The sequence below is a fragment of the Mesorhizobium sp. M7A.F.Ca.MR.148.00.0.0 genome (genome assembly GCF_003997735.1).
Classification (GTDB): domain Bacteria; phylum Pseudomonadota; class Alphaproteobacteria; order Rhizobiales; family Rhizobiaceae; genus Mesorhizobium.
This window is the reverse complement of record NZ_RZTB01000020.1, coordinates 61,444-85,708: the sequence shown is the minus strand read 5'-3', so window position 1 is coordinate 85,708 and position 24,265 is coordinate 61,444. Positions and strand designations below refer to the sequence as shown.

General features: G+C 63.0%; 24 protein-coding genes, 1 tRNA gene and 1 pseudogene. 14 read left to right on the top strand and 12 right to left on the bottom strand.

What is annotated here, in order from left to right; genetic code table 11:
• The 3 genes from EOB49_RS10755 to msrB form a co-directional block, all read left to right on the top strand.
• Positions 1–205: anti-sigma factor (locus tag EOB49_RS10755; RefSeq protein WP_206526101.1), on the top strand; the 205-nt coding region annotated here is incomplete at its 5' end.
• Between the two features lie 222 nt (positions 206–427).
• On the top strand, positions 428–985 hold the full coding sequence (locus EOB49_RS10750; protein WP_127380945.1) for a fasciclin domain-containing protein: 558 nt from the start codon (positions 428–430) through the stop codon (positions 983–985).
• Between the two features lie 212 nt (positions 986–1,197).
• Positions 1,198–1,701 (top strand): peptide-methionine (R)-S-oxide reductase MsrB, encoded by a 504-nt coding sequence (gene msrB, locus EOB49_RS10745; protein WP_127267220.1) that lies wholly within the window; start codon positions 1,198–1,200, stop codon positions 1,699–1,701.
• A 176-nt stretch (positions 1,702–1,877) separates the two neighbouring features.
• On the opposite strand, the gene EOB49_RS10740 is transcribed toward msrB, so the two are convergent.
• Together EOB49_RS10740 and EOB49_RS10735 are read right to left on the bottom strand one after the other, a co-directional pair.
• A complete protein-coding gene (locus tag EOB49_RS10740; RefSeq protein WP_127380944.1) occupies positions 1,878–3,476 on the bottom strand; it encodes a DHA2 family efflux MFS transporter permease subunit in 1,599 nt (532 codons plus the stop codon).
• A gap of 22 nt (positions 3,477–3,498) precedes the next feature.
• On the bottom strand, positions 3,499–4,698 hold the full coding sequence (locus EOB49_RS10735; protein ID WP_127380943.1) for an HlyD family secretion protein: 1,200 nt from the start codon (positions 4,696–4,698) through the stop codon (positions 3,499–3,501).
• A 132-nt stretch (positions 4,699–4,830) separates the two neighbouring features.
• Between EOB49_RS10735 and EOB49_RS10730 the strand changes: the two genes are divergently transcribed.
• Positions 4,831–5,565 carry a TetR/AcrR family transcriptional regulator gene (locus EOB49_RS10730; RefSeq protein ID WP_127380942.1) on the top strand — a complete coding sequence of 245 codons (735 nt, stop codon included), beginning with the start codon at positions 4,831–4,833 and terminating at the stop codon, positions 5,563–5,565.
• Positions 5,566–5,588: 23 nt separating this feature from the next.
• Here EOB49_RS10730 and yihA read toward each other — a convergent pair whose 3' ends face one another.
• The 3 genes from yihA to EOB49_RS10715 all read right to left on the bottom strand — a co-directional run bounded on the left by yihA (position 5,589) and on the right by EOB49_RS10715 (position 7,322).
• Positions 5,589–6,248, bottom strand: a complete 660-nt coding sequence (gene yihA / locus EOB49_RS10725) for a ribosome biogenesis GTP-binding protein YihA/YsxC (protein WP_024502094.1) — start codon at positions 6,246–6,248, stop codon at positions 5,589–5,591.
• Positions 6,245–6,883 (bottom strand): CatB-related O-acetyltransferase, encoded by a 639-nt coding sequence (locus tag EOB49_RS10720; protein ID WP_164748689.1) that lies wholly within the window; start codon positions 6,881–6,883, stop codon positions 6,245–6,247. Before EOB49_RS10720 ends, yihA begins: the two co-directional genes overlap by 4 nt.
• Before the next feature lie 124 nt (positions 6,884–7,007).
• On the bottom strand, positions 7,008–7,322 hold the full coding sequence (locus EOB49_RS10715; RefSeq protein WP_127380941.1) for a hypothetical protein: 315 nt from the start codon (positions 7,320–7,322) through the stop codon (positions 7,008–7,010).
• Positions 7,323–7,500: 178 nt separating this feature from the next.
• On the opposite strand from EOB49_RS10715, the gene EOB49_RS10710 reads away from it, so the two are divergent.
• From EOB49_RS10710 to EOB49_RS10700, 3 genes and pseudogenes are all read left to right on the top strand, one after another.
• Positions 7,501–7,965 carry a MarR family winged helix-turn-helix transcriptional regulator gene (locus EOB49_RS10710; RefSeq protein WP_127380948.1) on the top strand — a complete coding sequence of 155 codons (465 nt, stop codon included), beginning with the start codon at positions 7,501–7,503 and terminating at the stop codon, positions 7,963–7,965.
• Entirely contained in the window at positions 7,958–9,250 is a 1,293-nt protein-coding gene (locus EOB49_RS10705; protein WP_127380940.1) for an HlyD family secretion protein, read from the top strand. Before EOB49_RS10710 ends, EOB49_RS10705 begins: the two co-directional genes overlap by 8 nt.
• Positions 9,247–10,786, top strand: a pseudogene (locus EOB49_RS10700) (DHA2 family efflux MFS transporter permease subunit). The gene EOB49_RS10705 and the pseudogene EOB49_RS10700 overlap by 4 nt, the downstream one beginning before the upstream one ends.
• A 369-nt stretch (positions 10,787–11,155) precedes the next feature.
• On the opposite strand, the gene yidC reads toward EOB49_RS10700, so the two are convergent.
• From yidC to rpmH, 3 genes are read right to left on the bottom strand one after another with little or no spacing between them, the layout of a single operon-like run.
• On the bottom strand, positions 11,156–12,955 hold the full coding sequence (yidC, locus tag EOB49_RS10695) for a membrane protein insertase YidC (protein ID WP_127380939.1): 1,800 nt from the start codon (positions 12,953–12,955) through the stop codon (positions 11,156–11,158).
• Between the two features lie 14 nt (positions 12,956–12,969).
• On the bottom strand, positions 12,970–13,323 hold the full coding sequence (gene rnpA / locus EOB49_RS10690; RefSeq protein ID WP_027040126.1) for a ribonuclease P protein component: 354 nt from the start codon (positions 13,321–13,323) through the stop codon (positions 12,970–12,972).
• 16 nt (positions 13,324–13,339) lie between these two features.
• A complete protein-coding gene (rpmH, locus tag EOB49_RS10685) occupies positions 13,340–13,474 on the bottom strand; it encodes a 50S ribosomal protein L34 (RefSeq protein WP_008833937.1) in 135 nt (44 codons plus the stop codon).
• Between the two features lie 278 nt (positions 13,475–13,752).
• On the opposite strand from rpmH, the gene EOB49_RS10675 reads away from it, so the two are divergent.
• Both EOB49_RS10675 and EOB49_RS10670 read left to right on the top strand, forming a co-directional pair.
• Positions 13,753–15,255, top strand: a complete 1,503-nt coding sequence (locus tag EOB49_RS10675) for a HAMP domain-containing sensor histidine kinase (RefSeq protein WP_127380938.1) — start codon at positions 13,753–13,755, stop codon at positions 15,253–15,255.
• 253 nt (positions 15,256–15,508) lie between these two features.
• Positions 15,509–15,585: transfer RNA gene (locus EOB49_RS10670), tRNA-Arg, on the top strand.
• A 455-nt stretch (positions 15,586–16,040) separates the two neighbouring features.
• Here EOB49_RS10670 and EOB49_RS36910 read toward each other — a convergent pair.
• The 3 genes from EOB49_RS36910 to EOB49_RS10660 all read right to left on the bottom strand — a co-directional run bounded on the left by EOB49_RS36910 (position 16,041) and on the right by EOB49_RS10660 (position 17,189).
• Positions 16,041–16,463: a hypothetical protein gene (locus EOB49_RS36910; protein ID WP_206526100.1), complete on the bottom strand. Its 423-nt coding sequence runs from the start codon at positions 16,461–16,463 to the stop codon at positions 16,041–16,043.
• Complete coding sequence (locus EOB49_RS36905) at positions 16,454–16,780, bottom strand: hypothetical protein (protein ID WP_206526099.1); 327 nt, start codon at positions 16,778–16,780, stop codon at positions 16,454–16,456. Before EOB49_RS36905 ends, EOB49_RS36910 begins: the two co-directional genes overlap by 10 nt.
• A 142-nt stretch (positions 16,781–16,922) precedes the next feature.
• Positions 16,923–17,189: a hypothetical protein gene (locus EOB49_RS10660; RefSeq protein ID WP_127380937.1), complete on the bottom strand. Its 267-nt coding sequence runs from the start codon at positions 17,187–17,189 to the stop codon at positions 16,923–16,925.
• Positions 17,190–17,451: 262 nt separating this feature from the next.
• Between EOB49_RS10660 and EOB49_RS10655 the strand changes: the two genes are divergently transcribed.
• The 4 genes from EOB49_RS10655 to EOB49_RS10640 all read left to right on the top strand — a co-directional run bounded on the left by EOB49_RS10655 (position 17,452) and on the right by EOB49_RS10640 (position 22,184).
• Positions 17,452–18,867, top strand: a complete 1,416-nt coding sequence (locus EOB49_RS10655) for a LuxR C-terminal-related transcriptional regulator (RefSeq protein WP_164781639.1) — start codon at positions 17,452–17,454, stop codon at positions 18,865–18,867.
• Positions 18,868–19,157: 290 nt separating this feature from the next.
• Positions 19,158–19,922 (top strand): SDR family NAD(P)-dependent oxidoreductase, encoded by a 765-nt coding sequence (locus EOB49_RS10650; protein ID WP_245465748.1) that lies wholly within the window; start codon positions 19,158–19,160, stop codon positions 19,920–19,922.
• Positions 19,923–20,118: 196 nt separating this feature from the next.
• Positions 20,119–21,621, top strand: coding sequence for a multicopper oxidase family protein (locus EOB49_RS10645; RefSeq protein ID WP_127380935.1), 1,503 nt, complete (start codon positions 20,119–20,121; stop codon positions 21,619–21,621).
• The gene (locus tag EOB49_RS10640) at positions 21,618–22,184 is read left to right on the top strand and encodes a cytochrome c (protein ID WP_127380934.1); all 567 of its coding nucleotides are present in this window, start codon (positions 21,618–21,620) and stop codon (positions 22,182–22,184) included. The genes EOB49_RS10645 and EOB49_RS10640 overlap by 4 nt, the downstream gene beginning before the upstream one ends.
• A gap of 71 nt (positions 22,185–22,255) precedes the next feature.
• Here the strand turns inward: EOB49_RS10640 and EOB49_RS10635 are convergent, their stop codons facing one another.
• Positions 22,256–22,957: a GntR family transcriptional regulator gene (locus tag EOB49_RS10635; RefSeq protein ID WP_127323018.1), complete on the bottom strand. Its 702-nt coding sequence runs from the start codon at positions 22,955–22,957 to the stop codon at positions 22,256–22,258.
• 238 nt (positions 22,958–23,195) lie between these two features.
• On the opposite strand from EOB49_RS10635, the gene EOB49_RS10630 reads away from it, so the two are divergent.
• A complete protein-coding gene (locus tag EOB49_RS10630; RefSeq protein ID WP_127380933.1) occupies positions 23,196–24,236 on the top strand; it encodes an ABC transporter substrate-binding protein in 1,041 nt (346 codons plus the stop codon).
• Positions 24,237–24,265: the final 29 nt, after the last annotated feature.

Sequence of the window (24,265 nt, the reverse complement as noted above, 5' to 3'; positions counted from 1 at the left end):
GTGGATGATCGAGGGCAAGAACCCGCCGGTCTCGATGGGCGTCATTCCGACCGGTGCTACGGCGCACATCGTCGTCTCGCCGGCGGCCCAGCAGAAGCTTGCCCAGGGCGCGGTGCTTGCAGTCAGCCTCGAGCCGTCAGGCGGTTCGCCGACCGGACAGCCGACCGGACCGGTGGTCGCCGCCGGCGACCTGAAGAGCATCTGACCGGCTCTTGGCGTCGCCAGACTCAAAATAGAGTACCTGAAGTGTATCTCCCACCTTCCACGCCCGTAGACAGCATGGTAGCCGGCAAGCGGTTGCGTGGCAAAATCTCTTCGGCATCCCGGGCAAAATAAAAAATAAGAATATTTCTGAAACTCCCGCACTTCTGTTCCGTATCTCCTCGCGTCCCCAAAAATGGGAAGAGAACCCGAGGAGTTTGACATCATGCGTAGATACGCCACCCTTTTGCTCGCCGGTACGATCGCCGTTTCGGCCCTTGCCACCGCTGCCTATGCCGAAAACCCGATGGTTGGCGGCGCCGCGATGTATGCTAACAAAAACATCGTCGAGAACGCCGTGAACTCGAAGGACCACACCACGCTGGTCGCCGCCGTGAAGGCCGCCGGCCTTGTCGAAACGCTGCAGGGCGCCGGTCCGTTCACCGTGTTCGCTCCGACCAACGAAGCCTTCGCGGCTCTTCCGGCCGGGACGGTCGAGACGCTGCTCAAGCCTGAAAACAAGGACAAGCTCACCAAGATCCTGACCTGCCATGTCATCGGCGCCAAGGCGATGGGGGCGGATGTCGCCGCGATGGCCAAGGCTGACGGCGGCGCCCACAAGGTCAAGACGGTCGGCGGCTGCGAGCTGTCGCTCAAGGCCGACGGCGGCAAGGTCACCGTCACCGACGAGAACGGCAATGTCGCCGATGTGACGGTCGCCGATGTCGAACAGTCCAATGGCGTCATCCACGTCATCGACAAGGTTCTTTTGCCCAAGATGTAACAAGGGGATTGCTGCCGGCGAACTGGCAGCAAGGGCCCTCCGTCGATTGCACGATCCCGCTCCCGTGATCCGCAATTGACCCGCGCACTCCGCGCCGCCCATATTCGGATGTGGGAGGGCGCGGAGTGTTCGTTCGAGGGGGCTACCGTCACCGGCTTTTGATTTCCGCGCGGCGGTATAGTTTGGCAAAAGGACATCAGGAGGAACCGGTCATGAACCGTCGCGACTTTCTTTTGAGCGGTGCCGCCGCCATCGGCGTCGTCGGGGCCGCAGCAACGATGCTGCGCATGGGCGATCCGCAGGCAGCACAGGCCGCCGAAAAATTCGAAGTCACCAAGACCGACGCCGAGTGGAAAGCCATCCTGTCGCCGGCCGCCTTCGACGTGCTGCGCAAGGAAGGCACGGAGTATCCCGGCACCAGCCCGCTGCTCAACGAACACCGTAAGGGCATCTTCGCCTGTGCCGGCTGCGACCTGCCGGTCTATTCGTCGGAGACGAAATTCGATTCCGGCACCGGCTGGCCGAGCTTCTGGCAAGAGATCCCCAAGGCTATCGGCACGACCGTGGACCGCTCGCTCGGCATGACGCGCACCGAGGCGCATTGCCGCCGCTGCGGCGGCCATCTCGGCCACGTCTTCGACGACGGTCCAGCGCCGACCGGCCTGCGCCACTGCATCAACGGCGTCGCGCTGACCTTCAAGCCCGCCACAGCCTGACAAATTCCAACTGGATATGAAAAACTCCGGGCTTGCGGCCCGGAGTTTTTTGCGCGGTCAGAGCTTTTTCGGGCGTGGACTGGAGGAGCTTCCCGAAACAGCTGCCCACGTATCTCTGTCTTGTCGCAATTCCTGACGGAAAACCGCCTTACACTTTTCCTGGAATTGCTCCGGTATCAATGGCCGCCGCCACCACCTCCACCCGCCGCCGCGGCCGGCTTGCGGATCAACATGGTGAACAGGCCAAGCGTCGCAAACAGCACCGTCAGCATGAAGAACACATCCATGAATGACAGCAGCGCCGCCTGCTGCTGGACCATGCCCGACAGCTTGGAGATGGCAGCACTTGTCGCATCCAGGCCGGGGGTTTGCTCGAAATTGAGCGTCATGTTCTGCAGCTTGGTCTGCGCGGCTTCACTGCCCCATTGCACATGCTCGGAGAGCCTTGCGTAGTGGAAGGCATTGCGGTCGATCAGCACGGTGTTGATCAGCGCGAGGCCAACCGCACCGCCAAGGTTGCGGGTGAGATTGAACAGGCCGGACGCATTCTTCAGCCGCTCGGGCGGCAAGGTGCCGAGCGCGATGTTGTTGATCGGCACCATGCACAGCATCATCGAACAGCCGCGCAGGATCTGCGGGATGAGCAGCTCGTTGAAATCCCAGTCGGCGGTCAGATGCGTCATCCACCAGGTGCCGGTGGCGAAGCCGAAGAAGCCGATCATCATCATCAGCCGCGGGTCCATCTTGTTCGACAGGATGCCCGAGATCGGCGCGGTGAAGAACATGGCCAGGCCGCTGACGAACAGCGCCTCGCCGATCATCATCGAATCGTAGCCACGGATGCGCCCGAGATACACCGGGTAGAGATAGGTCAGGCCGTAAAGGCCGATGCCGATGACGAAGGAGAACAGCGAGCCGAAGGCGAAGTTGATGTTGGTGAAGGCCTTCAGGTCGACGATCGGCTCCTCGGCGGGGAACACCCGCCAGAAGAACAGCACCGCGCCGATGGTCATGACGATGGCGCAGATGAAGACGCCCTGGTCCTGCAGCCAGTCATTGTTGGGGCCTTCCTCGAGCACATATTCCATGCAGCCCAGGAAAGCCGCCATGCCGGCGAGGCCCCACCAGTCGAACTTGCTGAACAGCTTGAGGTTGGGCTTATCGAAGTCGATCAGCGTCCAGGCCGCCGCTGTCACCAGGATGCCGGGCACGACATTGACCAGGAACAGCCAGTGCCAGGACATGGCATGGCTGATATAGCCGCCGACAGTCGGGCCGATGGTCGGCGCCAACGTCGCCACCAGGCCGATCATCGGCGAGACGAAGGCGCGGCGCGAGGGCGGGAAGATGGTGAAGGCAGCGGCGAAGACGCTCGGTATCATGCCGCCGCCGATGAAGCCCTGGACGGCGCGGTAGACAATCATCTGGTCGATGTTGGTGGCAGTCGCCGCCAGCGCACTGGCCGCGGTGAAGCCCGCCGCCGAGATCGTGAACAGCACCCGCGTCGACAGCATCCGGCTGAGGAAGCCCGACAGCGGGATCATCACCACTTCGGCGATCAGATAGGCGGTCTGCACCCACGGGATTTCGTCGGAGCTGGCGCTCAGGCCGGCCTGGATTTCCGACAGCGAGGCGGAGACGATCTGGATGTCGAGGATGGCCATGAACATGCCGAACACCATCGCCAGGAAGGCGATGACGCGCCGCGTCGAAATGGTGTCAGGCACAGCCGGCCTCGCCGGCGGTGCTCCTGCTGTCAGGGTTGCGGTTGCCATGGCATTGCTCCCCGGCAGCCGCTCAGTTCGACGCTGCCGCTGATGCCGACCCGGATGGGGCGGTACGGCTGTCGACGTCGACGATGACGCTCAGGCCGGCGCGCAGTTTGCCGCTCTTCAGGACATCTGCCGGCACATCGATACGGACCGGAACGCGCTGCACGACCTTGGTGAAGTTGCCGGTGGCGTTTTCGGGCGGCAGCAGCGAGAACACGGCACCCGAAGCCGGCGCCAGCGACGAGACGGTTCCCTCGAAGTCCTGGCCGTCGGTCGCATCGACCGAGATCTTGACCTTCTCTCCGGGAACCAGCCGGGCAAGCTGCGTCTCCTTGAAGTTGGCGACGATGTAGAGCTTGTCCATCGGCACGATGACGGCGAGCTTCTGGCCGGGGCTGACAAGGTCGCCCTGTTCGACCGAGCGGTTGCCGACGATGCCGTCATAAGGCGCCTTGAGCACGGTGAAGGAAAGATCGCGCAGCGCCTTGTCATGGCTGAGCTGCAGGGACGCCAGCGTGCTCGCCGATTCCGCGCGTTGCGCCTGCAGCACGCCGATATTGGCCTGCGCGGCGGCGATCTGTGCGTCGGCGCCGACAAGGGCGGCATCGGCCTGCTGGACCGCCGTCTGGGCGTCGTCCAGCTGCGCCTGCGTGCCGACATGGGTCTTGAGCAGTTGCGAGGCGCGCGCCGCGACCTTGGCCGCATTGTCGGCGGCGGCCTGGTCGGCGACCTTCTGCGCCTGCGCCTGCTGCAGCGAGGCGCGGGCCGCGTCGGTCTGGGCGTCGATACGGTCGAGCGTCTTGCTCAAGGTGGCGATCTGCGCCTCGGCCTGGGCGACGGCAATCTTGTAATCGCCGTCATCGACGACGAGCAGCGGATCGCCGGCCTTGACCAACTGGTTCTCGCTGACCTTGACCTGATCGACATAGCCGGAAATCTTGGGCGAGATGAACGCCATGTCGGCCTGGACATAGGCATCGTCCGTGGAGATCATGAAGCGGCCCGTGGTCCAGTAGTCGTAACCATACCAGGCGCCGGCGCCCAGCAAAGCGGCGCCGATGACCGGCAGCAGGAAGGAACGCACCGAACGCTTCTTCTTGGCCGGAGCCTCTACCGGTGGCGACGAGACAGGCTGGACAGGCACTTCCGGGGCCTCCGTCGCCGGCGCAACCTTGGCGTTGGGAAAGGGACGGACTTCGGCAGTGGTCGGCGCGTTCGAGGACATGACATTTCTCTAAAGTTATAATATAATACTGAACCGTTCGGTTCGATCCGGCCGTTGACATAGCGCGTAAACAGGACCATATCAAGGGCAATCGAACCGCTTGGTTCGAATTATTTTCAAGGTGTGACTTTCATGGCCGAGACCCCGCCCAATGTCGAAAACGAGTCGTGCGACGACCTGTTGGAAAGCTTGCGTCGTGGCCGCCCGGCCGCGGGGCAGGATCCGGTCAAGCGCAGCCAGATCATCGACGGCGCCCGTCGTGTCTTCATCGACAAGGGCTTCGAAGCCGCCTCGATGAACGACATCACCCGCGAGGCCGGTGTCTCCAAGGGTACGATCTACGTCTATTTCGCCAACAAGGAAGAGCTGTTCGAAGCGCTGATCGAGGAAGAGCGCGGCACCATCTTCAAGAACATGTATGACGTGCTGGACAATGCCGACAACCTGCGCGAGACGCTGGTGAAGTTCGGCAAGGTGCTGGCCCTCAAGATCACGTCGGCCAAGGTGATCCAGGCGCAGCGCACGGTGATCGGTGCATCCGACCGGATACCCGACATGGGCGCGCGGTTTTACGAGCGCGGTCCCAAGCGTGGCCACGACAAGGTCGCGGCCTTTCTCAATGCTGCCATCGAGCGCGACCTGCTGCGCATCGACGATGTCGATCTTGCCGCCTATCAGTTCACCGAACTGTGCCTGGCCGGTCTGTTCCGCCAGTGCATCTTCGCCTACCGCACCAAAGCCCCGAGCCAGGACGAGATCGACCGCATCGTCAGGTCAGGCGTCAGCATGTTCCTCAAGGCATACGGCACCGAAAGGCTTGTGGCGGAAGAAGGCCACCAGACGATTGCTATCGAGGCCAAGCCGTAGGCCATGCTCTAAGCTGTGGATGCTTAGCCGCCATTGGCGGCAAGCACGATGGCCGCCTGCAATTCCTGGAGGCCCTCGGCCTTTTCAGAAGAGGTGGCCAGTACGAACGGGAACGCCGCCGGCCGCTTCTTGATCTTTGCCAGCGTCTCCTCGATCAGCCTCGGCACGCCGGCAGTCTTGATCTTGTCGGTCTTGGTCAGCACGATCTGGTAGGACACCGCCGCCTTGTCGAGCAGCGACAGCACTTCGTCGTCCTTGGCCTTGATGCCGTGGCGGGCGTCGATCAGCACATAGACGCGCTTCAGCGTGACGCGGCCCTTGAGATAGTCGAAGACCAGCTTGGTCCACTCGTCGACCTTCTCCTTCGGCGCGGTGGCATAGCCATAGCCGGGCATGTCGACCAGCGCCAAGGGCGGCAGGTCGGCGCCCTCACCCGAAAATCCGTCCGGCACGAAATAGTTGAGCTCCTGCGTGCGCCCCGGCGTGTTGGAGGTGCGCGCCAGCCCCTTCTGGTTGACCAGCGCGTTGATCAGCGACGACTTGCCGACATTCGAGCGGCCGGCAAAGGCGATTTCCGGCGGCCCTTCCGGCGGCAGGAATTTCATGGCCGGCACGCCGCGGATGAAGATCCACCCCCGCGTAAACAGTTCGGTGCCGATTATGCTGCTGTTCAGAGCGTTCAAGCTGCTGCCTCCAGAAGAGAAATATCGGCGCCCCGGATAGCATCGAGGTTGCGACTGACCTTGTCCACCGGCCAGTCCCACCATGCCACCGCCAACAGCCGCCTGATTGTCCGGTCGTCGAAACGCATCTTCACCACCTTGGCCGCGTTGCCGGCGACGATCGCATAGGGCGGCACGTCGTGAGTCACCACTGACTTCGCAGCGATGATGGCGCCGTGGCCGATTTCCACCCCGGGCAAGATCACCGCCTCCATGCCGATCCAGACGTCGCTGCCGACAATGGTGTCGCCGCGCACTTCCTTCGACCACGTCGCCGGGTCAAAACCCTTTTCCCAGCCATGGCCAAAGATATTGAACGGATAGGTCGAAAAGCCGGACATGGCGTGGTTGGCGCCGTTCATGATGAACCGCGCGCCCTCGGCGATGGCGCAGAACCGACCGATGATCAGCTTGTCGCCGATGAAGGGATAGTGGTGCAGCACGCATTTTTCGGCGAATTTATCCGGCCCGTCGGGGTCGTCATAATAGGTGAAGTCGCCGATCTCGATGTTCGGCGCATTCACCAGTCCCTTGAGGAAGCCGACGCGGGTATGCATCGGGATCGGGTGCTTGATGTCTGGGTTGGGTCCGTCCATGTCGAAATCCGTCAGAGAAATGGCAGCCAGGCACATCCGAAACTCGAATGCGCCCGTTCAAAATAGCGTGATCCGCCCTATAGCACCAATCGGGCGACGAGCGAGCTTTCCTTGACGGCCTTGCTCATTTGCCGCCGCGACAGATCACGATCGGATCGGACATTGCGCTGTCGAAACCGCTGCCCTGATAGACGGTGACGTTCGCCGCGCCGGGCGGCAGCATGAAGCTGCCTTCGACGATTTTCTGGTCTCCGGCCGGCATGTGGAGAGCCCAGCTATAGGTGCAAAACTGAGGCGGCGCCTGGGGTTCGACGTGGCTGCAGTTCAATTGCGCGCCACCCAGCATGGCGGCGCCGCCGCAGCTGACGGCGTCCTTTGCGAGCGCAATGCCAGGCCATCCCGCGATGGCCGCCACGGTCGCGATCTTCAGCCAATTCATCGTCCTATCCTTGCCCGGCAACAGCCTGCTACCCGAGCCTTTTTGTGGTGTCGCAGCACATGCGTCATTTTTTCCAGGCGGGGCTTAGTCCGTCTTGCGCACCGCGTCCAGCGGGATTATGTGCATGATGATAATAAGCATGCTCACTAAAAGTTGCGCCGAAACTCCAGTACCTCTCATGCCATCGTCACCCAACATCAGCTTCGTGCTGCACGATGTCGCGCGCCTGCTTCGAAAGCGGTTCGAGCAGAGGTCGCGGGCATCGGGGCTGACCCGCGCCCAGTGGCAGGTGCTCGCCTATCTCTGCCTGCATGAAGGCATCCACCAGAACAAATTGGCGGACCTTATCGAGATCACGCCGATCACGCTCGCCCGGCTGCTCGACAAGATGGAAGCACGCGGTTTCATCGAGCGCCGGCCCAATCCCGCTGACCGCCGGGCATGGCTGCTTTACCTGAAGCCGCAAGCTCATCCGCTCATCGAAACCATGCGCGGCAATGGGCAGAAGACGCGGGACGAGGCCTTTGTCGGTCTTTCCGCGGATGCCCAGCTGCATCTGCTGCAAACCCTATCCCTCATCAAATCCAATCTGCTCGCGGCTTGCACCCAGCCTGCCGCCGACCGGGAGAAAACACATGGCTGAATCAACCTCACCAAAGAAGCCTGTCGAAGAAGACGGATCCTCCGCCGGCCGGGCGCACGACCAGATCATCCGACTGGACAGCGAACGCGAACAGAGGCGAGCCGGGACCCTCATCGGCAATGACGAACTCGAAGCACCGGTCGCCCTGGAGCCGGCGGCGCTCGAGGCGCCGTCCAAGGAGCCACGGCAGGCCACGGTTACGGTGGCGCCGCCGGCGCCGGTCAAGCCCAAGCGCGGCCGGGCTCGGCCGATCCTGTTTGCCCTGCTTCCGGTCGCGCTGGTCGTCGGCGGCTATTACTACGTCATCGGCGGCCAGGTCATGACGACCGACAACGCCTACATCCAGGCGCAGTCGCTCGGCGTTTCCACCGATGTCTCCGGCACTGTGTCCGAGATCGACGTGCACGAGAACGAGGCGGTGAAGAAGGACCAGGTGCTTTTCCGGCTGCGGCCGGCCTCTTTCGAAACCGCTCTTGCCGCCGCCCAGGCGCAGCTCGGCACTGTGCGCAACCAGGTGCTGACCCTGCAGGCGAGTTACCTGCAGTCGCAGGCGCTGATCGAGCAGGCGCAGGCCGACATCCCCTATTACGAGGCCGCTTTCCAGCGCCAGCAGGATCTGCTCAAGACCTCCACCTCCTCCAAGGCGACCTTCGACAGCGCCCAGCACGACCTCGTCGCCGCCCGCCAGAAAGTGTCCGTTGCCCAGGCGCAGGCACAGGCGACGCTTGCCCAGCTTGGCGGCGACGCCAGCCAGCCGGTGGAGAAGAATCCGTTCTACCTCCAGGCGCAGTCGGCGGTGGACGACGCCCAGCGCAACCTTGCCGATTCCATCGTCAAGGCGCCGTTCGACGGCATCGTCACCAATGTCGACGCGCTTCAGGTCGGCAAGTACCTGCCGGCTTCGCAGCCGGCCTTCAGCCTGATTTCGGCGACCGATCTGTGGATCGCGGCGGAGCCGAAGGAAACCGAACTGACCTATGTGCGGCCGGGACAGACGGCGATGATCAGCGTCGACAGCTATCCCGGCACCGTCTGGCACGGCACGGTCGCCTCGATCAGCCCGGCGTCGTCGTCGAGCTTCTCCTTGCTTCCGGCGCAGAACACCACCGGCAACTGGGTCAAGGTCGTGCAACGCATTCCGATGCGCGTGACGGTCGACGATCTCCAGCGCAAGCCACCGTTGCGTGGCGGGATGAGCGTCGTGGTCGGCATCGATACCGGCCACGCGCGCGGTTTGCCGGACTTCGTGACGGACCTCCTCGGCCGGTTCGGACAAAGGTCATGAGCAGCGCGTCCGCGACAGGTGGCGTGGTCGCCAATCGCGGCGCCATCACCGCCTGCGTGATCCTGGCCGTGATCATGCAGGCACTGGACACGACCATCGCCAATGTGGCGCTACCCTATATCCAGGGCAGCGTTTCGGCGAGCGCCGACCAGATAAACTGGGTGCTGACGTCCTATATCGTCGCGGCGGCCGTCATGACTCCGCCTTCGGGCTATCTTGCCAATCGTTTCGGCCGCAAGCGCATCCTTTTGATATCCATCACCGGCTTCGTCGTCGCGTCGGTGCTGTGCGGCTTCGCGCAGTCGCTGCCGCAGATCGTCGGCTTCCGCCTGCTGCAAGGTCTGTTCGGCGCGGCCCTGGTGCCGCTGGCGCAGAGCATCCTGCTCGACATCTACAGCGTCGAGGAGCGCGGCTCGGCGATGGCGCTGTTCGGCGTTTCGGTGATGGTCGGGCCGGTGCTCGGGCCGGTCATCGGCGGCTGGCTCACCGAAAACGTCAGCTGGCGCTGGGTGTTCTACATCAATGTCCCGATCGGGGCTCTGGCTTTCGCCGGCGTCTCGATGTTCGTCCAGGAAACCAAGACGGACCTCAAGGCCAGGCTGGACTGGCTGGGCTTCGGCATGCTCAGCATAACCATCGCCGCGCTGCAGATGTTCCTCGATCGCGGCGAGCAGCTCAACTGGTTTTCGTCGTCCGAGATCATCGTCGAGGCGCTGATCTGCGCGTCGGCCTTCTACATCTTCCTCGTCCACACCTTCACCGCCAAAAACACATTCGTGAACCCGCGGCTGTTCCTCGACAGGAATTTCGCCGTCGGCCATCTTCATCTTCATCATCGGAATCACCTATCTGGCCTCGCTGGCCCTGATGACGCCCTATCTGCAGACGTTGATGGGCTATCCGGTGGTGACGGCCGGCATCGTCATGGGGCCGCGCGGTCTCGGCACCATGGCTTGCATGTTCCTGGTCGGCAGGCTGATCGGCAAGGTGGACACGCGCTGGCTGCTGTTGACCGGTCTGCTGGTCACCGCCTGGGCGATGTACGACATGACCGGCTGGACCCCTGATGTTTCGCAATGGACGATCATCAGCACCGGCTTCATCCAGGGCGCGGGCCTGGGCTTCCTGTTCGTGCCGCTGACCACCATCACCTTCGCCACGCTGGCGCCGGAGCGGCGCGCGGAAGGCACAGGCCTTTACAATCTGTCGCGGAACATCGGCTCCAGCGTCGGCATATCCGTCGTCACCGCGCTGTTGACGGAGAACGTGCAGATCAACCACGCCAACATCGCCACCTATGTGACGCCTTACAACCAGGCTTTCAGCAATCCGGCCATCTTCCAGGCGATGGATCCCTACAGCGCCGCGGGCCGCGCCGCGCTCGACGGCGTGGTGACGCTGCAGGCGACTGTTATCAGCTACATGAACGACTTCAAGCTGATGATGATCCTGTCGCTTGCCGCCATTCCGCTGGTTCTGTTGCTGCGCAAGCCGGCCACTCCGGCCAATATCGACCACAGCGCCGTCATGGAGTGAGGTGGCAGCGGTCCGTCTGCCGGGACAAGCCGCAGCCTGCATGACCTTCGCGTGTGAAAGAACCGGGGCCCCGTGGAGGCCCTACAGGACCCCGGTCTGCCGTCACGGCCTCCCAAACACCGGCGCCTTTGCGCCGGAAGCCGTCTTGGCAAGGGCATCTTGCCGGCATCGCGAAACGCGGTGGTCTGCAACGACGCGGCCGCCACAAGGCCTCCCGGAGCGCATGCCGCAGGATGGCAACGCGCAGTTACGAGGCGTGGGCGCGCCAAAGTTTCGCCGACGAGCGGAAATGGGCGGAATGGATGTCCCGCCAACGAAAAAGCCCCGCGCGAGGCGGGGCTTTGAAGGCTGGAGAAAGCGCTGCGCCTTCTATTCGGCCGGTGATGGTTTCTTTCGGAACAGCGCGACCAGATTGTCCCACAGCTCGATCTTGGCGCCCTGGCGCTTCATGATGATGCCTTGCTGCAGGATCGACAGCGTGTTGTTCCAGGCCCAGTAGATGACCAGGCCGGCCGGGAAACCCGCCATCATGAAGGTGAAGATAACAGGCATCCAGGTGAAGATCGCCGCCTGCGTCGGGTCCGGCGGCGTCGGGTTCATGCGCATCTGCAGGAACATGGTGACGCCCATGATCAGCGGCCACACGCCGATCATCAGCATATGCGGCAGCGTGATCGGAATGAGGCCGAACAGGTTGAACAGCGATGTCGGATCGGGCGCGGCCAGATCCTGGATCCAGCCGAAGAACGGCGCATGACGCATCTCGATGGTGATGTAGAGCACCTTGTAGAGCGCGAAGAACACCGGGATCTGCAGCGCCACCGGCCAGCAGCCGGCGATCGGATTGATCTTCTCGGTCTTGTAGAGCTCCATCATCGCCTGCTGCTGCTTCATCTTGTCGTCCGCGTATTTCTCGCGGATCTCGAGCATTTTCGGCTGCACCTTCTTCATGTTCGCCATCGACGCGTAGGACTTGTTGGCGAGCGGGTAGAAGATGGCCTTGACGATGACGGTGGTGGCGAGGATGGCCAAACCGAAATTGCCGAAGAATTTGTAGAGCGTGTCGATCAGCCAGAACATCGGCTTGGTGATGAAGTGGAACCAGCCCCAGTCGATCAAAAGGTCGAACCGCTTGATTTGACGGTCCTCTGCATAGGCGTTGATCTTGCCGACCTCCTTGGCGCCGGCGAAGATCTCGCTCTCCACCGTCGCCGATTGACCCGCGGCAACCGTTATCGGGTCGGTCAGGAAGTCGGACTGATAGCGGTGGCGGCCGTCCTCGAAAAAGGCGTAGCGCGGCTGGAACGGCTGCTTTTCGGTCGGCACCAGCGTCACCGCCCAGTATTTGTCGGTAATGCCCAACCAGCCGTCGGTCGACTTGCCCGGCGTGAATTGCTTGTCCGATTCGATGGACGCGTATTTGTGCTCCTGCAGGCCTTCGGTGCCGGTGAAGCCGATCAGGCCCTCATGCAGCACATAGGTGCTGGCAACGAGCGGCTTGTCGAAGCGGGTGACGCGGCCGTAATTGGACAGCGAGACGGCGGCCGTGCCCGCATTCTGCACCGTGTCGGACACCGTGAACATGTAATCGGTGTCGACGGAGAAGGTGCGCTTGAAGGTCAAGCCCTTGTCGTTCGAATAGGTCAGCGTGACCGGGGTCGTCGGCGTCAGCGTCGCATTGCCGTCGACGGTCCACACAGTCTCCGGACCGGGCACCGCACCGGTCTTGTCGTTGCCGACAAAGCCGATCTCGGCATAATAGCCATTGGGCAGTGCCGCCGGGTTGAGCAGGCTGATCTCGGGCGAGTTCTTGTCGACCGTCTCGGTGTAGTGCTTGAGCTTGAGGTCGTCGAGGCGGGCGCCGGTCAGATTGATCGAACCCTCGAGGCTCGGCGTGTCGATCCTGGCGCGGGTCGTCGTGGCGAGCGCCTGTTCGCGGCCGGCCGGCGTCACGGCGTCGGTACCCGGTGCATTCGGAATGGCGCCAGGTGCGGCGGGCGTTCCGGTGTCGGTACCGGCGGCCTTCTTCTGCTCCTCGATGCGCTGCTGTTCGACGCGGGCCGCCTCGCGCTGGGCTTCGCTGCGCGGCAACACGTAAAAATATTGCCATACCGCAAGGATCAGCACCGACAGCGCGATGGTGATGAAGAAGTTCCGGTTGTTTTCCATCGAAAGCCCTTGGCCTATCGTGTTCCGCGCAGTCGGCGGGAGAGTTCGGCCTTCAACTGGCCGAACGGAGTGGTAAGCACGTCTTCGCGCCCGACGATGACATAATCATTGCCAGGCGCCATGTCACTTGCCGCGTGCGTGCGGACGGCTTCTCGCAGCCGCCGCCGGACGCGATTGCGGACAACCGCATTGCCGACCTTCTTGGTGACGGTGTAGCCGACGCGCGGCGACAGGCCGTCGCCGCGGTCGAGAACTTCAACGAGAAAAAGCCGCCCGCGTCGTTTTTCACCACGACGGACAGCCAGGAATTCCGCGCGCTTCAGAAGCCGCTTGGGATTTGGTCCCACTGGCTTGCCGGTTGCGGGCAACGATCTCGTCTTCCGTTCAGGCGCTGAGCCGCTTGCGGCCGCGGTTGCGGCGAGCTGCGACGACGCCGCGACCACCCTTGGTGGCCATGCGGGCACGGAAGCCGTGCCGACGTTTGCGGACGAGTTTAGACGGTTGGTAGGTACGCTTCATTTGTTTTAATACCGCGGGGTGCGGCCCTTCTTGATTCTGTCACTGTGTAACAGGAGCTTTGCCGGGCCGGCTTTGGCGCGATCGAAACCGCGCCGGGACGAATGGCCCGAGCGTGTGCGGGCTTATAGAAAGAAGGCTTTTGGAAGTCAATCCGGAGTCGTCGGGCGCAATCCGGCTCCGTTCAGGCCGGTTTATGTTTGCGACCAAGGATGAAATTGGCAAAAAAGCCGTAATCGCCTAATCTGCGTTGATCAAGTGATCGTGAAGACATTAGCCGCATGAGCGAAACCATACAGGCACAGGAAGGGATCGGCACGGCGGCGTCCACCGAGGCGCCGGCGGCCGTGCGCACGGTTCCGTTGTCGCGCGGCCTGTCGACCAAGCTGCTGCTGCTGACCATCGTCTTCGTGCTGTTGGCCGAAGTGTTGATCTTCCTGCCCTGGATCGCCAGCTACCGGCTGAACTGGCTGAAGGAGCGGCTAAGCACGGCGGCGGCGGTGTCGATCGTGCTGGTGCAAGGTGAATCCACCTCGCTGTCGCGCACGGCCCAGAACGACGTGCTGATGGCGATCGGCGCCAAGGCGATCGCGGTGCGCGACGGCGGCGTCTCGCGGCTGCTGGTGGTGGCCGAAATGCCGCCGAAGGTCGACGAGCACATCGATATCGCCTCGATCGGCATGATCAAGGGCATGACCGGTGCGCTCGACACGTTGTTTTTCGGCGGCGACCGGATGCTGCGCGTCTTCGGCCCGGTCGGCGACTCGGACAAGGAGTTCGAGCTGATCATGCCGGACAACAGCCTGCGCAATGCGATGCTGCGCTATTCGCGCAACGTCGCCTTCGTCTCGCTGCTGATCTCGCTGTTCACCGCCATGCTGGTCTATGCCGCCATCGACCTGATCATGATCGGGCCGATCCGCACGATGACGCGCTCGATGCTGTCCTTCTCCGAAGCCCCCGACGATCCCGGGCGCATCATCCATCCGGCTGCCCGCGCCGACGAGATCGGCGTTGCCGAGCGCGAGCTGTCGCAGATGCAGGAGCGGCTGCAAAAAATGCTCTCCGAGCAGAAGCATCTTGCCGACCTCGGCCTCGCGGTCTCCAAGATCAACCATGACATGCGCAACATCCTGGCCTCGGCGCAGCTGATGTCGGACCGCCTGCGCCAGGTCAAGGATCCGACCGTGCAGGCCTTCGCGCCGAAACTGCTGCGCGCGCTCGACCGCGCCGTGTCCTATTCCGAAGGCGTGCTTCACTACGGCCGCACCCAGGAGCCGCCGCCGGCGCGCCGACGCTTGAGGCTGCGGCAGTTGGTCGAGGACGTGCACGGCCTGCTCGACATCGAGCAAGGCATCGAGTTCGTCAATTCGGTCGAGCCGGCATTCGAGATCGACGCCGATTCCGACCAGCTGTTCCGCGTGCTCACCAATCTGTGCCGGAATTCCGTGCAGGCGATGGCGGCAGACAGCGAAAGCGCCCTGGTGCGCCGCCTGGCGGTGTCGGCCGTGCGCCTGGGCAGCGTCAGCCGCATCGCCGTCAGCGACACCGGACCTGGCCTGCCGCCGAAAGCACGGGAAAACCTGTTCGCGGCCTTTCGTGGCTCGGCCCGCAGCGGCGGCACCGGCCTCGGCCTGGCGATCGCGCACGAATTGATCCGCGCGCATGGCGGCACGGTGGAGCTGGTCGAGAGCATTGGCGGGCGCACCACATTCGCCGTCACCATCCCCGACCAGCCGGTCCGGCTCGATCAGGCGCGCAATGGCCTGCGCCGCCCCGCCTGACGGTTTAGAGCGCTGGGTCGCCCGGCCCTCTTGTCTTCTGGCCCGATGCTTCTTCCAATGAGCCGGAACCGGCTCAACTTCGGACCGTTGCCATCTGCCGGAATCCCAGCCTTCATCACCAATCAAGGCACTTGTGACAAAACTTTTGCCGGATCGGCTTGCTTTTCCGAAATTCAGTCGCTAGGGAACACGTCTCGTCGCGGCCGGTCGTTTACGATCGGATCGCGGGGCCATGGAAGACATGGCCTGTTGCGCGCCCGTAGCTCAGCTGGATAGAGCACCAGACTACGAATCTGGGGGTCAGGAGTTCGAATCTCTTCGGGCGCGCCATTCCATCCAGCTGAAATTGCTTGCCTTTCAGGCCTCGCCAATCAACCGCATCGGCATGAATTCCTGACGAATGGTGGCCCGCCTGTTAGTCAACAGACGATTCGACCAGATTCGCACGGATCGGGCTGGCGGTCATCGCGGTCGCTGGGTACACGCATGAGGCACCGGTGTTGATGTTGCCGGCTCCCAACGCAAATCTAGGGAATGACTGTCCGAAAAAAGGCCGTTTTCAACTGCCGCCCATTCCTCGCGTTCTCATACATGCTGATCGGCGGGATGAGGCGCGCTCTCCGCTCCGGCCCTTGCCCGCACCTCGAATTTGGTGCGCTTCGGCTCCGGAAGAGTCTTCTGATGCTGCAGATGATCCAGCACGGTCTTCTGCGCGACGTTGCCGAACCCCCAAAGGCGCCTGCAAGCAGCAGCAGACATTTGGCCTCTGTCTTCGACATGGGCCGTCACGTTCGATCTCGGTTGCCGGCGGACGATGCCGGCGCGCTCCCGGCTCGCACCTCCTGGAGCAGCAGCAACAGGTCTGCCTTGGCCCAAAGCAGATAGCAGACAAGCAATGTCAGCGGCGCTGCGACGAGCGTCCAGGAAGCGCCCGACCATACCAGTTGCAGGGCACCGCCGCTCCCCACCGCGGCCGAGACCAGCGCCGGCAGACGGCTGGCCAGAACGGCACTCCGGAACGGATTGGGCCAGTTGGCTGGCCAGCGGGGCAACGGCTTGCCGTCTTCGAAAGCGCTGCCGAACTTGCCGAGCGCATGCAGCAAGCCCGAGGTCGCCGCAAGCACAGGTTCGCCGAACAGGAACAGGGTGATGCCGAGTCCGATCGCCCCGACCCCTGACGTCATGTCGCCAAGGCGGTTTAGGGACACGTCTGGGACGGCTTCCTGGCCCATGCGCGGCAGTAGATCTCGCCGCTCCAGAAGAAGACCAGCGTGGCCAGGGTGAGCGACAGGGCAGCGATGCTGCCAACGAAATGATCGAGGAGCGCGGCATGGCCACTCACGGCGGAACCCGGCGGCACGTCAACGATCTGGACCATGACGCCCGTCGCCAGCCCGAGCCCATTGCCGAGATTGTAATATCCTCCGGGACCTACCATGCGTAAACGGATTGCCGCGGCGAAACGCGACACGCCTGAAGTGTCGCCCGGCTCTCCGGCGGCATCGGGAAGGTCATGCATGATCATTGATAACGAACCCCGCGATCATGCAGCGCACGCAGAAGACGTGCTGGATCATCTCGATCCGAGCAGCAGACAGTTGGCCTGCACCTTCGACATATCGATGTTTCGACAAAGCTGGTGTTATGTGGCGCGCGGTGAGACCAGCTTAGATCAGGCCGCGGTCGATCGGGCTTGCTTCGGTGTTCGGCTCGGTCGTCATCGTGCTCTCGTCGTTTTCCGCCCTGTTCAGATTGGCGCAGTGCGGGTGAGCGTTGGCGGGGACAATCTCATAACCGGCTGCGATCAACTGGAGACTCATCTCCTCGAAGTGACGCTTCGAGCCGCTGACGATCGATTCAGGCGTGTAGTTCCAGCCGTTGCGGGCAGCATTGGCCAAGATGCTGGCATAGGCATGCATGCTGGCGATTTTCACGTTTGATTCCAGCAACTGTCGGCACCCGCTTGCGAAAGAAGGTGACGGTTGGGCGGAATAGCCCACGGCCGTGCATGCCAGCACTATGAATACAGGACGCATGGAACCCCCCTTAGCCGATTGTTTGTTGCCGTTGGGGAAGCTTGCGCCGTGCGAGCCTGCGGCGGAATCGGGCAGATGCGGTATTCGGCCTAGTGCATTTGTAGCATTCTTCTGTAGCATTCTTCGGCTACGGAGGGGTTTCCAAGGACGGGGGTCCACAATGGTGCTCGGCGCTTCGAAAGCTCAAACGCTTGTCGCATTGTCGGGTCGTGAGCGCGAGGTCGCGGAAAAATTTGCCGCCGGCCTGACCTATCGGGAGATCGGCAAGGCGCTTTTCATTGCTCCGGCCACTGTTCGCACTCACCTTGCGACCATCTACGGAAAACTTGGGGTGCGGACCAAGATCGGGCTCGCGGCGTACTTTGCCGGCGCTTCCGGCGCCAGGCCAGGCGGGCTGTCACCCCATCAAAGCGAAAAACCGCGGCTGGCGGTGATGCCGGTCAAGGGTCAGTTCGGCAAAACAAGGACCGATGCGGATGCATTGACGCGCGCGTTGACCGCAGAGCTCGGACGCTTCTCCCAAATCGGAATCGTCGCAGCGGCCACAATGTTCGCGCTCGCGAAGCGGCATCTCACTGTCAAGGAAATCGGCAGGACCACGGGAGCCAACTATGTCCTGGAGGTCGCGGTCCATAGCCAAGACAAAGCCATGCACGCCTTCGCGCATCTCGTGGACGCCGAGGAGGAAGTCGAGGTCTGGAGCGCAAGATATGATCTCGCCCAGACGTCATCGCATGACGAATTGACAGGCGTGATCAGCGGAAACCTCTTCCAGGTGTTGATGAAGCACGCGGCAGGCCCGCCCGCCCTCGAGGAAGCAATTCAGCACCACAAGCTCTATCTGAAGGCGTTTTACCACGTCGAACGGCCGACGGCGAAAGGCATGGTCGTAGCGCGGCGTCTCTGTGAAAGGCTCCTCGCCGCCGAGCCAGAGCATGCCTTGATAAGGGAGACTCTTGCCTGGGTCGATTTCCACTCCTGCTTCAACGGATGGTCCACTGAACCCGTCCAGGCCTTTCGCCGGGCTGGTGATGAGGCTCGGGCCGGACTTTGTGGCCATGACCGGGAAGCATCTCTGCACAGTGCTCTCGGATTGGCCGAGACTTATCTCGGAAACCTGCAGACGGGCCTTGGCTGCCTGTGGCGGGCCATCGCACTCAATCCGAACGATGCGGAGTGCCGTACCTGGCTGGGAATTGGGCTAACTTACGCCGGAGATCTCGAAGGTGCACAGGCAGCTTTCGCGCGGGCCGACCTTCTCAGTCCGAATTATCATCCGATCTTTCTGTTCAGGGGCGATGCCGAATACGCCGGGGAGAACTATAACGCCGCGACTGCCTCGTTTGATCGATTTCTGATGGTCCTGCCTGAATACCACTGGGCACGGCTCCTGCGGGCTGCATCATACATGGGGATGGGCGATCTCGAGTCTGCGCGGAAGGACGTGTCGTTCGTCTCGCGCGAGTCGCCCAGGTTGACCGGCGAGTATGTCGATCGATTGCAGCAAGCGCGCGGTCCGGAGTTTAGAAATAACCTGTGGTCACGCCTCAGCGCAGCAGGACTGCCATGGAAGTGACCTATCGAGGATGACATTGGGCGCATAAGGTCCGGTTGCGTGTCAACTTGCGTCATGGCGGGCTCCAACCCGAACGGCGGGAACGAGTGACGGCCTGCGACTGCACGGCGGTGGCAGGATGGCTGGTCAACACCGGCCACGCAATAGACTAAGCATTCGGGCGGCGCCTACGCGGGTCACCAGGACGAAGCTCGGCAAAGCGGCGCAGAATGCTGCAGAGCAAATCTTCGCAGCGCCGTCGTCCAATCTGCGTGGTAAGACCGCGACAGGCGGAACCAGCGGAGCCCGATTTGACCATTCCCCATACCCGCATCAAACGCGCACTTATCACCGGCGCGGGCGCGGCCGACGGCATCGGCTTTGCCATTGCCCGGCAGCTCGGCTATGCCGGCCATGCCGTTTTTCTCACCGGTGCCAGTGCGCGTGTGCTCGATCGCGCCGTTGGGCTCCGTGCAGAAGGCATCGATGCCAAGGCCGTGGTCGCCGATCTCACCATGGCAGCCGATGTCGCGCGGCTGCGGGCTGAAGTCGGCGCCGTCGACATCCTGGTCAACAATGCCGGCATGGGCTCGCTGGCATCGCCATCGGTCGACAAGGCGTTTCTCGCCATGACCGAGGCCGACTGGGACCAGGGGATCGACGTCAGCCTGAAGACGGCATTCCTCGTCACGAAGGCCTTTCTGCCGGCGATGGTCGAAGCGGGCTACGGGCGCATCGTCAATGTGGCGTCGGTCACCGGCCCGCTGGTGTCTTTCGAAGGCACGGCAGCCTATTCGGCCGCCAAGGCCGGCATGGCCGGCCTGACGCGCACGCTGGCGCTCGAAGTGGCGAAAAACGGCATCACCGTCAACGCCGTCGCTCCCGGCTGGATCGAAACGGGCTCGTCGAGCGAAATGGAGCGGCAAGCCGCCCTGCATACGCCGCCGGCGCGGGCAGGGCGGCCGGATGAGGTGGCCGCCGCGGTGGCATTCCTGGCCTCGGAAGGCGCCAGCTATGTCAATGGCGCGCTGCTGGTGGTCGACGGCGGCAACAGCCTTCAGGAGCGCAAGGGCTGAGAACTCTGCGGCTTCGCCGGAACGACCGGTGTTCATGATCGGACAGCGGGTCCGGGCTCTTACTACATCGTGCGCCAGGGCAGCTTCTATCGTCACCGTCGACTGCTCGATCTCACTTGACCTTCCAGCTGCTGGAACCCTTAGGGTCACGCGAGGTCTTCCGGCGGGCCTTTCATCGAGAGCAAGGAGCGGAGAAATGCATCGACGCGGATTTCTGACGGCAAGCCTGGCGACGGTTCTGGCGAGCCCGCGTGCGCTGGCGCAGACGAAGATGGACGATATGTCGATGCCCGGCATGGGCGGCCATGCCGGGCACGACATGCCCGCGATGGTGCAAGACGCGGTCACCCTGCCCGAAGGCCAGGCGTTGCGCGCCCTGCAGGTGCTTGCCAACGAAGCCGACCGGCCGGGCCTGCTCAGGGCGAGGCTGACCGCGGAACCGGCCATTGCGAGGTTCGCCGAGGGGCGAGACACACCGATCCTCGCCTATAATGGCATCAGCCCGGGGCCGCTGATCGAGGCCTTCGAAGGCGACCGCGTCGAGATCACATTTGCCAACCGCATCGATAACGAGGTGAGCACCATCCACTGGCACGGCATGCCGGTGCCCGCCGACCAGGACGGCAGTCCAATGGATCCGGTTTCGGCGGGCACCGAGCGCGTTTATGCCTTCGAGCTGCCGGAAGGCTCCGCAGGCTCCTATTGGTACCACCCGCACCCGCACGGCAAGACGGCAGAGCAGGTCTATCGGGGTCTTGCCGGCGCCTTCGTCGTCAAGGCCAAGGCCGATCCCATCCCGGCCGAATATGGTGACACGGTGCTGGTGTTCACCGATCTCAAACTTGCCGCCGATGGCTCGATACCGAGCAACAGCATGAGCGATCTGATGAACGGCCGCGTTGGCGACCACGTGCTAGTCAACGGCCAGAAGAATCCCAGGCTCTCGGTGGCAAAGGGCGCCAAGCGACGCCTGCGCCTCTACAACGCCACCAACGCACGGTTCCTGAAGCTTGCCTTCGACGGCGCGACGATAACAGTCATCGGGACGGATGGCGGGCTGCTCGCGGCGCCGGTGGCGGCGGACGAGATCCTGCTCAGCCCGGGCGAACGCCTCGAGTTGGTCGCATCCTTCGACAGGCCCGGCCCCATCACCCTCGATACGCTCGGCTACGACCGTGGCTGGATGGGTCCCGGCCGCCCGGCCGATGCGGGGCTGACGCTGCTGACGGTCGATGTCTCGGAGAACGAAGCCGAGGCGGTGCCGCAGCTGCCGGCGCGGCTGCGGCCGATCGCACCGTTCGCCGACCCTGTCCTCAGCCGGCGGCTCGTTTTAACGGAGACCATGGCGATGAAACCCACCGGCATGGAGATGGGTTTCCTGATCAACGGCAAGGCCTTCGATATGGGACGCGTCGTCGCCAGGGCCGGCGAGATCGAGCTCTGGGAGATAGTCAACCAGGCCGACATGGACCATCCCTTTCACGTCCACGGTACTCAATTCCAGGTCGTCGAACATGAGCGCGACGGCGCGGTGTCCAAGCCGCCCTATCTCGCATGGAAGGACACGGTGAACGTCGCCCGCGGCGAGACGGTGCGGCTCCTGCTGCGCCAGGATAGGCCGGGGCAGCGCATGTATCACTGCCACATCCTCGAGCACGAGCAGCTCGGCATGATGGGCGTGCTCGATGTCATGGCATGAAGTTCGGCATCGCGTTCGGAGCGGTGGTGCTGGCGCTGGCCGGTTCGCTGAGCCTCTCCTCGCCGCAGGCGGTCGCCTCCAGTGATGAGATCGTGGCCGCACGCCAGGCCTCGATGAAGGTTATGGCGGCGGCAGCGAAAACCATCGCCGAGATGTTCGGCGGCAAGCGCGCCTACGACGCCGCCAGCTTCAAGGCGGCGGCGGAGGCGCTCAGCGCCCGTACCGGACCCGCCCTGATGGCTGAATTCCCGGCGGGCACGCTGGGCGCGCCGTCGGGCGCCAAAGCGGAAATCGATCAGGCGCGGCCGGAATTCGAGGCGCTCGCCAATCACATTGGCGAACTCGCCGATGCATTGGCAGCCAAGGCCGAAACCGCGCCTGCCCGGATCACCTCGGACATGCGCATGGGCGCGATGACGTCAATGGACGGGGGCAGTCTGCTCGGCAAGCGGCTGAAGACAACGGAGGCGGATCCGGCCGGATTGCCGGCGGAGCATCTTCTGCACCTTATCCTCCAGGATTGCTCAAGCTGCCATTCCAAGTTTCGGCAAAAGGTGAAGTGAGAACCGGCGATCACACTGCCATTTGTTGCCCTCTTGTGCAGCGATGCGGAATGCCAGGAAGGCCACCTGTATCAAGACGCCTTCGCCAGAAAATTCCGATAATCCGACTTGGCCTGCAGCAGGCGCAGCACATTGTCGCGCGAGCCGCGCACATGGGCGCGTGCCAGCGTGCCGGCTCTGGCGGCGTCGCCGGCGCAGATGGCATCGACGATCTCGGCGTGCTCGTCGCGGGCGATTTTCCATTCGTCCAGCCACAACAGTTCGGTCCAGACATAGTGCTGGCACTTGTCGAGAATGCCGCACAGCATGTTGTGCAGCATGACGTTGCCGCTGATTTCGGCGATGACGCGGTGCAGGTCGATGCCGACTTCCAGTTCCTGGAATTTTTCCCGGTTCGTGCGTTCCGGAATGGCTGCCAGCCTTTCGCATTCGGCCAGCATGGCGCGCAGCCGCGCCTTGTCCTGTGCCGTCGCGGCCGTTGCCGCAAGTTCCGTCGCATGGCCGTCGAGCAGTTCGCGGATCTCGAAGGCCTCGCGGAACATGTTGATGTCGAACTCGGTGACGACATAGCCCTGGCGCGGCCGGCCGGTGACCAGCCCGTCACGCTCGAGGCGATTGAAAGCCTCGCGCACCGGGGTTCGGCTGACCGTCAGCTTCGCCGCGATGTCGTTTTCGGTGACGCGGGAGCCCGGCGGGATCTGGCCGGTCACGATCATCGCCTTCAGCGCGGAGTAGACCGAGTCGCGCAGCGTATTTTTGGTTTCCTTGGCCAAGCTTCCCTTCCCACTTCTCCGGCCTTTCAGCCGGAACACGCATAGCTGTAGCCGCAGTCGGCGCAATTTGCCACGCCTCCGGCGAAGCCGTCCCTCACCAACCTGGTCCGGCACGAAGCGTACATTTCGAGCGCGCCGGCGGTGTTGACAACATCGATCGCTAGGCTACACTCAAAATTGTATACAAAATAGCATGCCAAATCAAAAACAATGGGAACACCGGTTGGAGAGCCGAAAAATGAACAGAACCAGAAACGTTAGCATCGTTGCGATGGCGGGCCTCATGGCTTCGTTCGCAGCCCCCGCCATGGCGGGCGACACCATCACCGTCGCCTCATGGGGCGGCACCTACCAGGAGGCGCAGACCAAGGCGTTTTTCAAGCCGACCGCCGACGCGCTCGGCATCACCATCAAGGAAGACACCACCAACGGCCTCGACGACGTCCGGCTGCAGGTGACCGGCAATGCGGTGAAGTGGGACATCACCGAACTTGGCGCCGACGAATGTGCGCGCGGCTCGAAGGAAGGGCTGTTCGAAAAGCTCGACTACGGCATCATCGACAAGAGCGGCATCAACCCGAAGCTTGTCCACGACGACTGGGTCGGCATTTCCTACACATCCGTCGTGCTGATCTACCGGACCGACGTATTCGGCGACAAAGGCCCGAAGACCTGGGCCGATTTCTGGAACGTGGAAAAGTTTCCGGGACGGCGCGCGCTGAGCGGCAGCCAGGCGACGGAAACGCTGAGCGTTGCCGCACTGGCCGAGGGTATTCCGATCGACAAGGTCTATCCGGTCGATATCGACGGCGCGTTGAAGTCCGTCGACAAGATCCGCGGCAATGTCGACGCTTGGTGGACCTCCGGCGCCCAGGCCATGCAGCTGGTTAAGGACGGCGAAGTCGACATGGCGAGCATCTGGAACGGCCGCGCCGGCACCTTGAAAAAGGAAGGCGCGCCGATCAGCTTTTCCTTCGATCAGGGCGTGCTGACCGCCGACTGCATGGTCATCCCGAAGGGCGCCAAGAACAAGGAGGCGGCCATGAAGGCGCTGGCGATGTTCGTCAGCCCGCAATTGCAGTCCAATCTGCCGCTCTATGTCGACAATGGCCCGGTCAACGAGAAGGCTTTCGAGACCGGCAAGATCCCGCAGGACAGGATCAAGGACATCAATTCGGCGCCCGAAAACGTCAAGAAGCAGGTGTTGCAGGATGCAGAATTCTGGCGCGACAACCTGGTCGAGGCGACGGAAAAGTTCAACAATCTGATCCAGCAATAGGCTGCGGCCGCAATCCAAACCACGGCAGG

What these genes read in the sequence shown, in the direction of transcription:
- rpmH (WP_008833937.1), bottom strand. Translation starts at nt 13,474, where the DNA reads ATGAAGCGTACCTACCAACCGTCTAAACTCGTCCGCAAACGTCGGCAC.
- EOB49_RS10630 (WP_127380933.1), top strand. Translation starts at nt 23,196, where the DNA reads ATGAACAGAACCAGAAACGTTAGCATCGTTGCGATGGCGGGCCTCATG.
- EOB49_RS10715 (WP_127380941.1), bottom strand. Translation starts at nt 7,322, where the DNA reads ATGAATTGGCTGAAGATCGCGACCGTGGCGGCCATCGCGGGATGGCCT.
- EOB49_RS10640 (WP_127380934.1), top strand. Translation starts at nt 21,618, where the DNA reads ATGAAGTTCGGCATCGCGTTCGGAGCGGTGGTGCTGGCGCTGGCCGGT.
- EOB49_RS10750 (WP_127380945.1), top strand. Translation starts at nt 428, where the DNA reads ATGCGTAGATACGCCACCCTTTTGCTCGCCGGTACGATCGCCGTTTCG.
- EOB49_RS10675 (WP_127380938.1), top strand. Translation starts at nt 13,753, where the DNA reads ATGAGCGAAACCATACAGGCACAGGAAGGGATCGGCACGGCGGCGTCC.
- EOB49_RS10735 (WP_127380943.1), bottom strand. Translation starts at nt 4,698, where the DNA reads ATGTCCTCGAACGCGCCGACCACTGCCGAAGTCCGTCCCTTTCCCAAC.
- EOB49_RS36905 (WP_206526099.1), bottom strand. Translation starts at nt 16,780, where the DNA reads ATGATCATGCATGACCTTCCCGATGCCGCCGGAGAGCCGGGCGACACT.
- EOB49_RS10720 (WP_164748689.1), bottom strand. Translation starts at nt 6,883, where the DNA reads ATGGACGGACCCAACCCAGACATCAAGCACCCGATCCCGATGCATACC.
- msrB (WP_127267220.1), top strand. Translation starts at nt 1,198, where the DNA reads ATGAACCGTCGCGACTTTCTTTTGAGCGGTGCCGCCGCCATCGGCGTC.
- yidC (WP_127380939.1), bottom strand. Translation starts at nt 12,955, where the DNA reads ATGGAAAACAACCGGAACTTCTTCATCACCATCGCGCTGTCGGTGCTG.
- EOB49_RS10655 (WP_164781639.1), top strand. Translation starts at nt 17,452, where the DNA reads ATGGTGCTCGGCGCTTCGAAAGCTCAAACGCTTGTCGCATTGTCGGGT.
- EOB49_RS10645 (WP_127380935.1), top strand. Translation starts at nt 20,119, where the DNA reads ATGCATCGACGCGGATTTCTGACGGCAAGCCTGGCGACGGTTCTGGCG.
- EOB49_RS10740 (WP_127380944.1), bottom strand. Translation starts at nt 3,476, where the DNA reads ATGGCAACCGCAACCCTGACAGCAGGAGCACCGCCGGCGAGGCCGGCT.
- EOB49_RS10705 (WP_127380940.1), top strand. Translation starts at nt 7,958, where the DNA reads ATGGCTGAATCAACCTCACCAAAGAAGCCTGTCGAAGAAGACGGATCC.
- EOB49_RS10730 (WP_127380942.1), top strand. Translation starts at nt 4,831, where the DNA reads ATGGCCGAGACCCCGCCCAATGTCGAAAACGAGTCGTGCGACGACCTG.
- EOB49_RS10710 (WP_127380948.1), top strand. Translation starts at nt 7,501, where the DNA reads ATGCCATCGTCACCCAACATCAGCTTCGTGCTGCACGATGTCGCGCGC.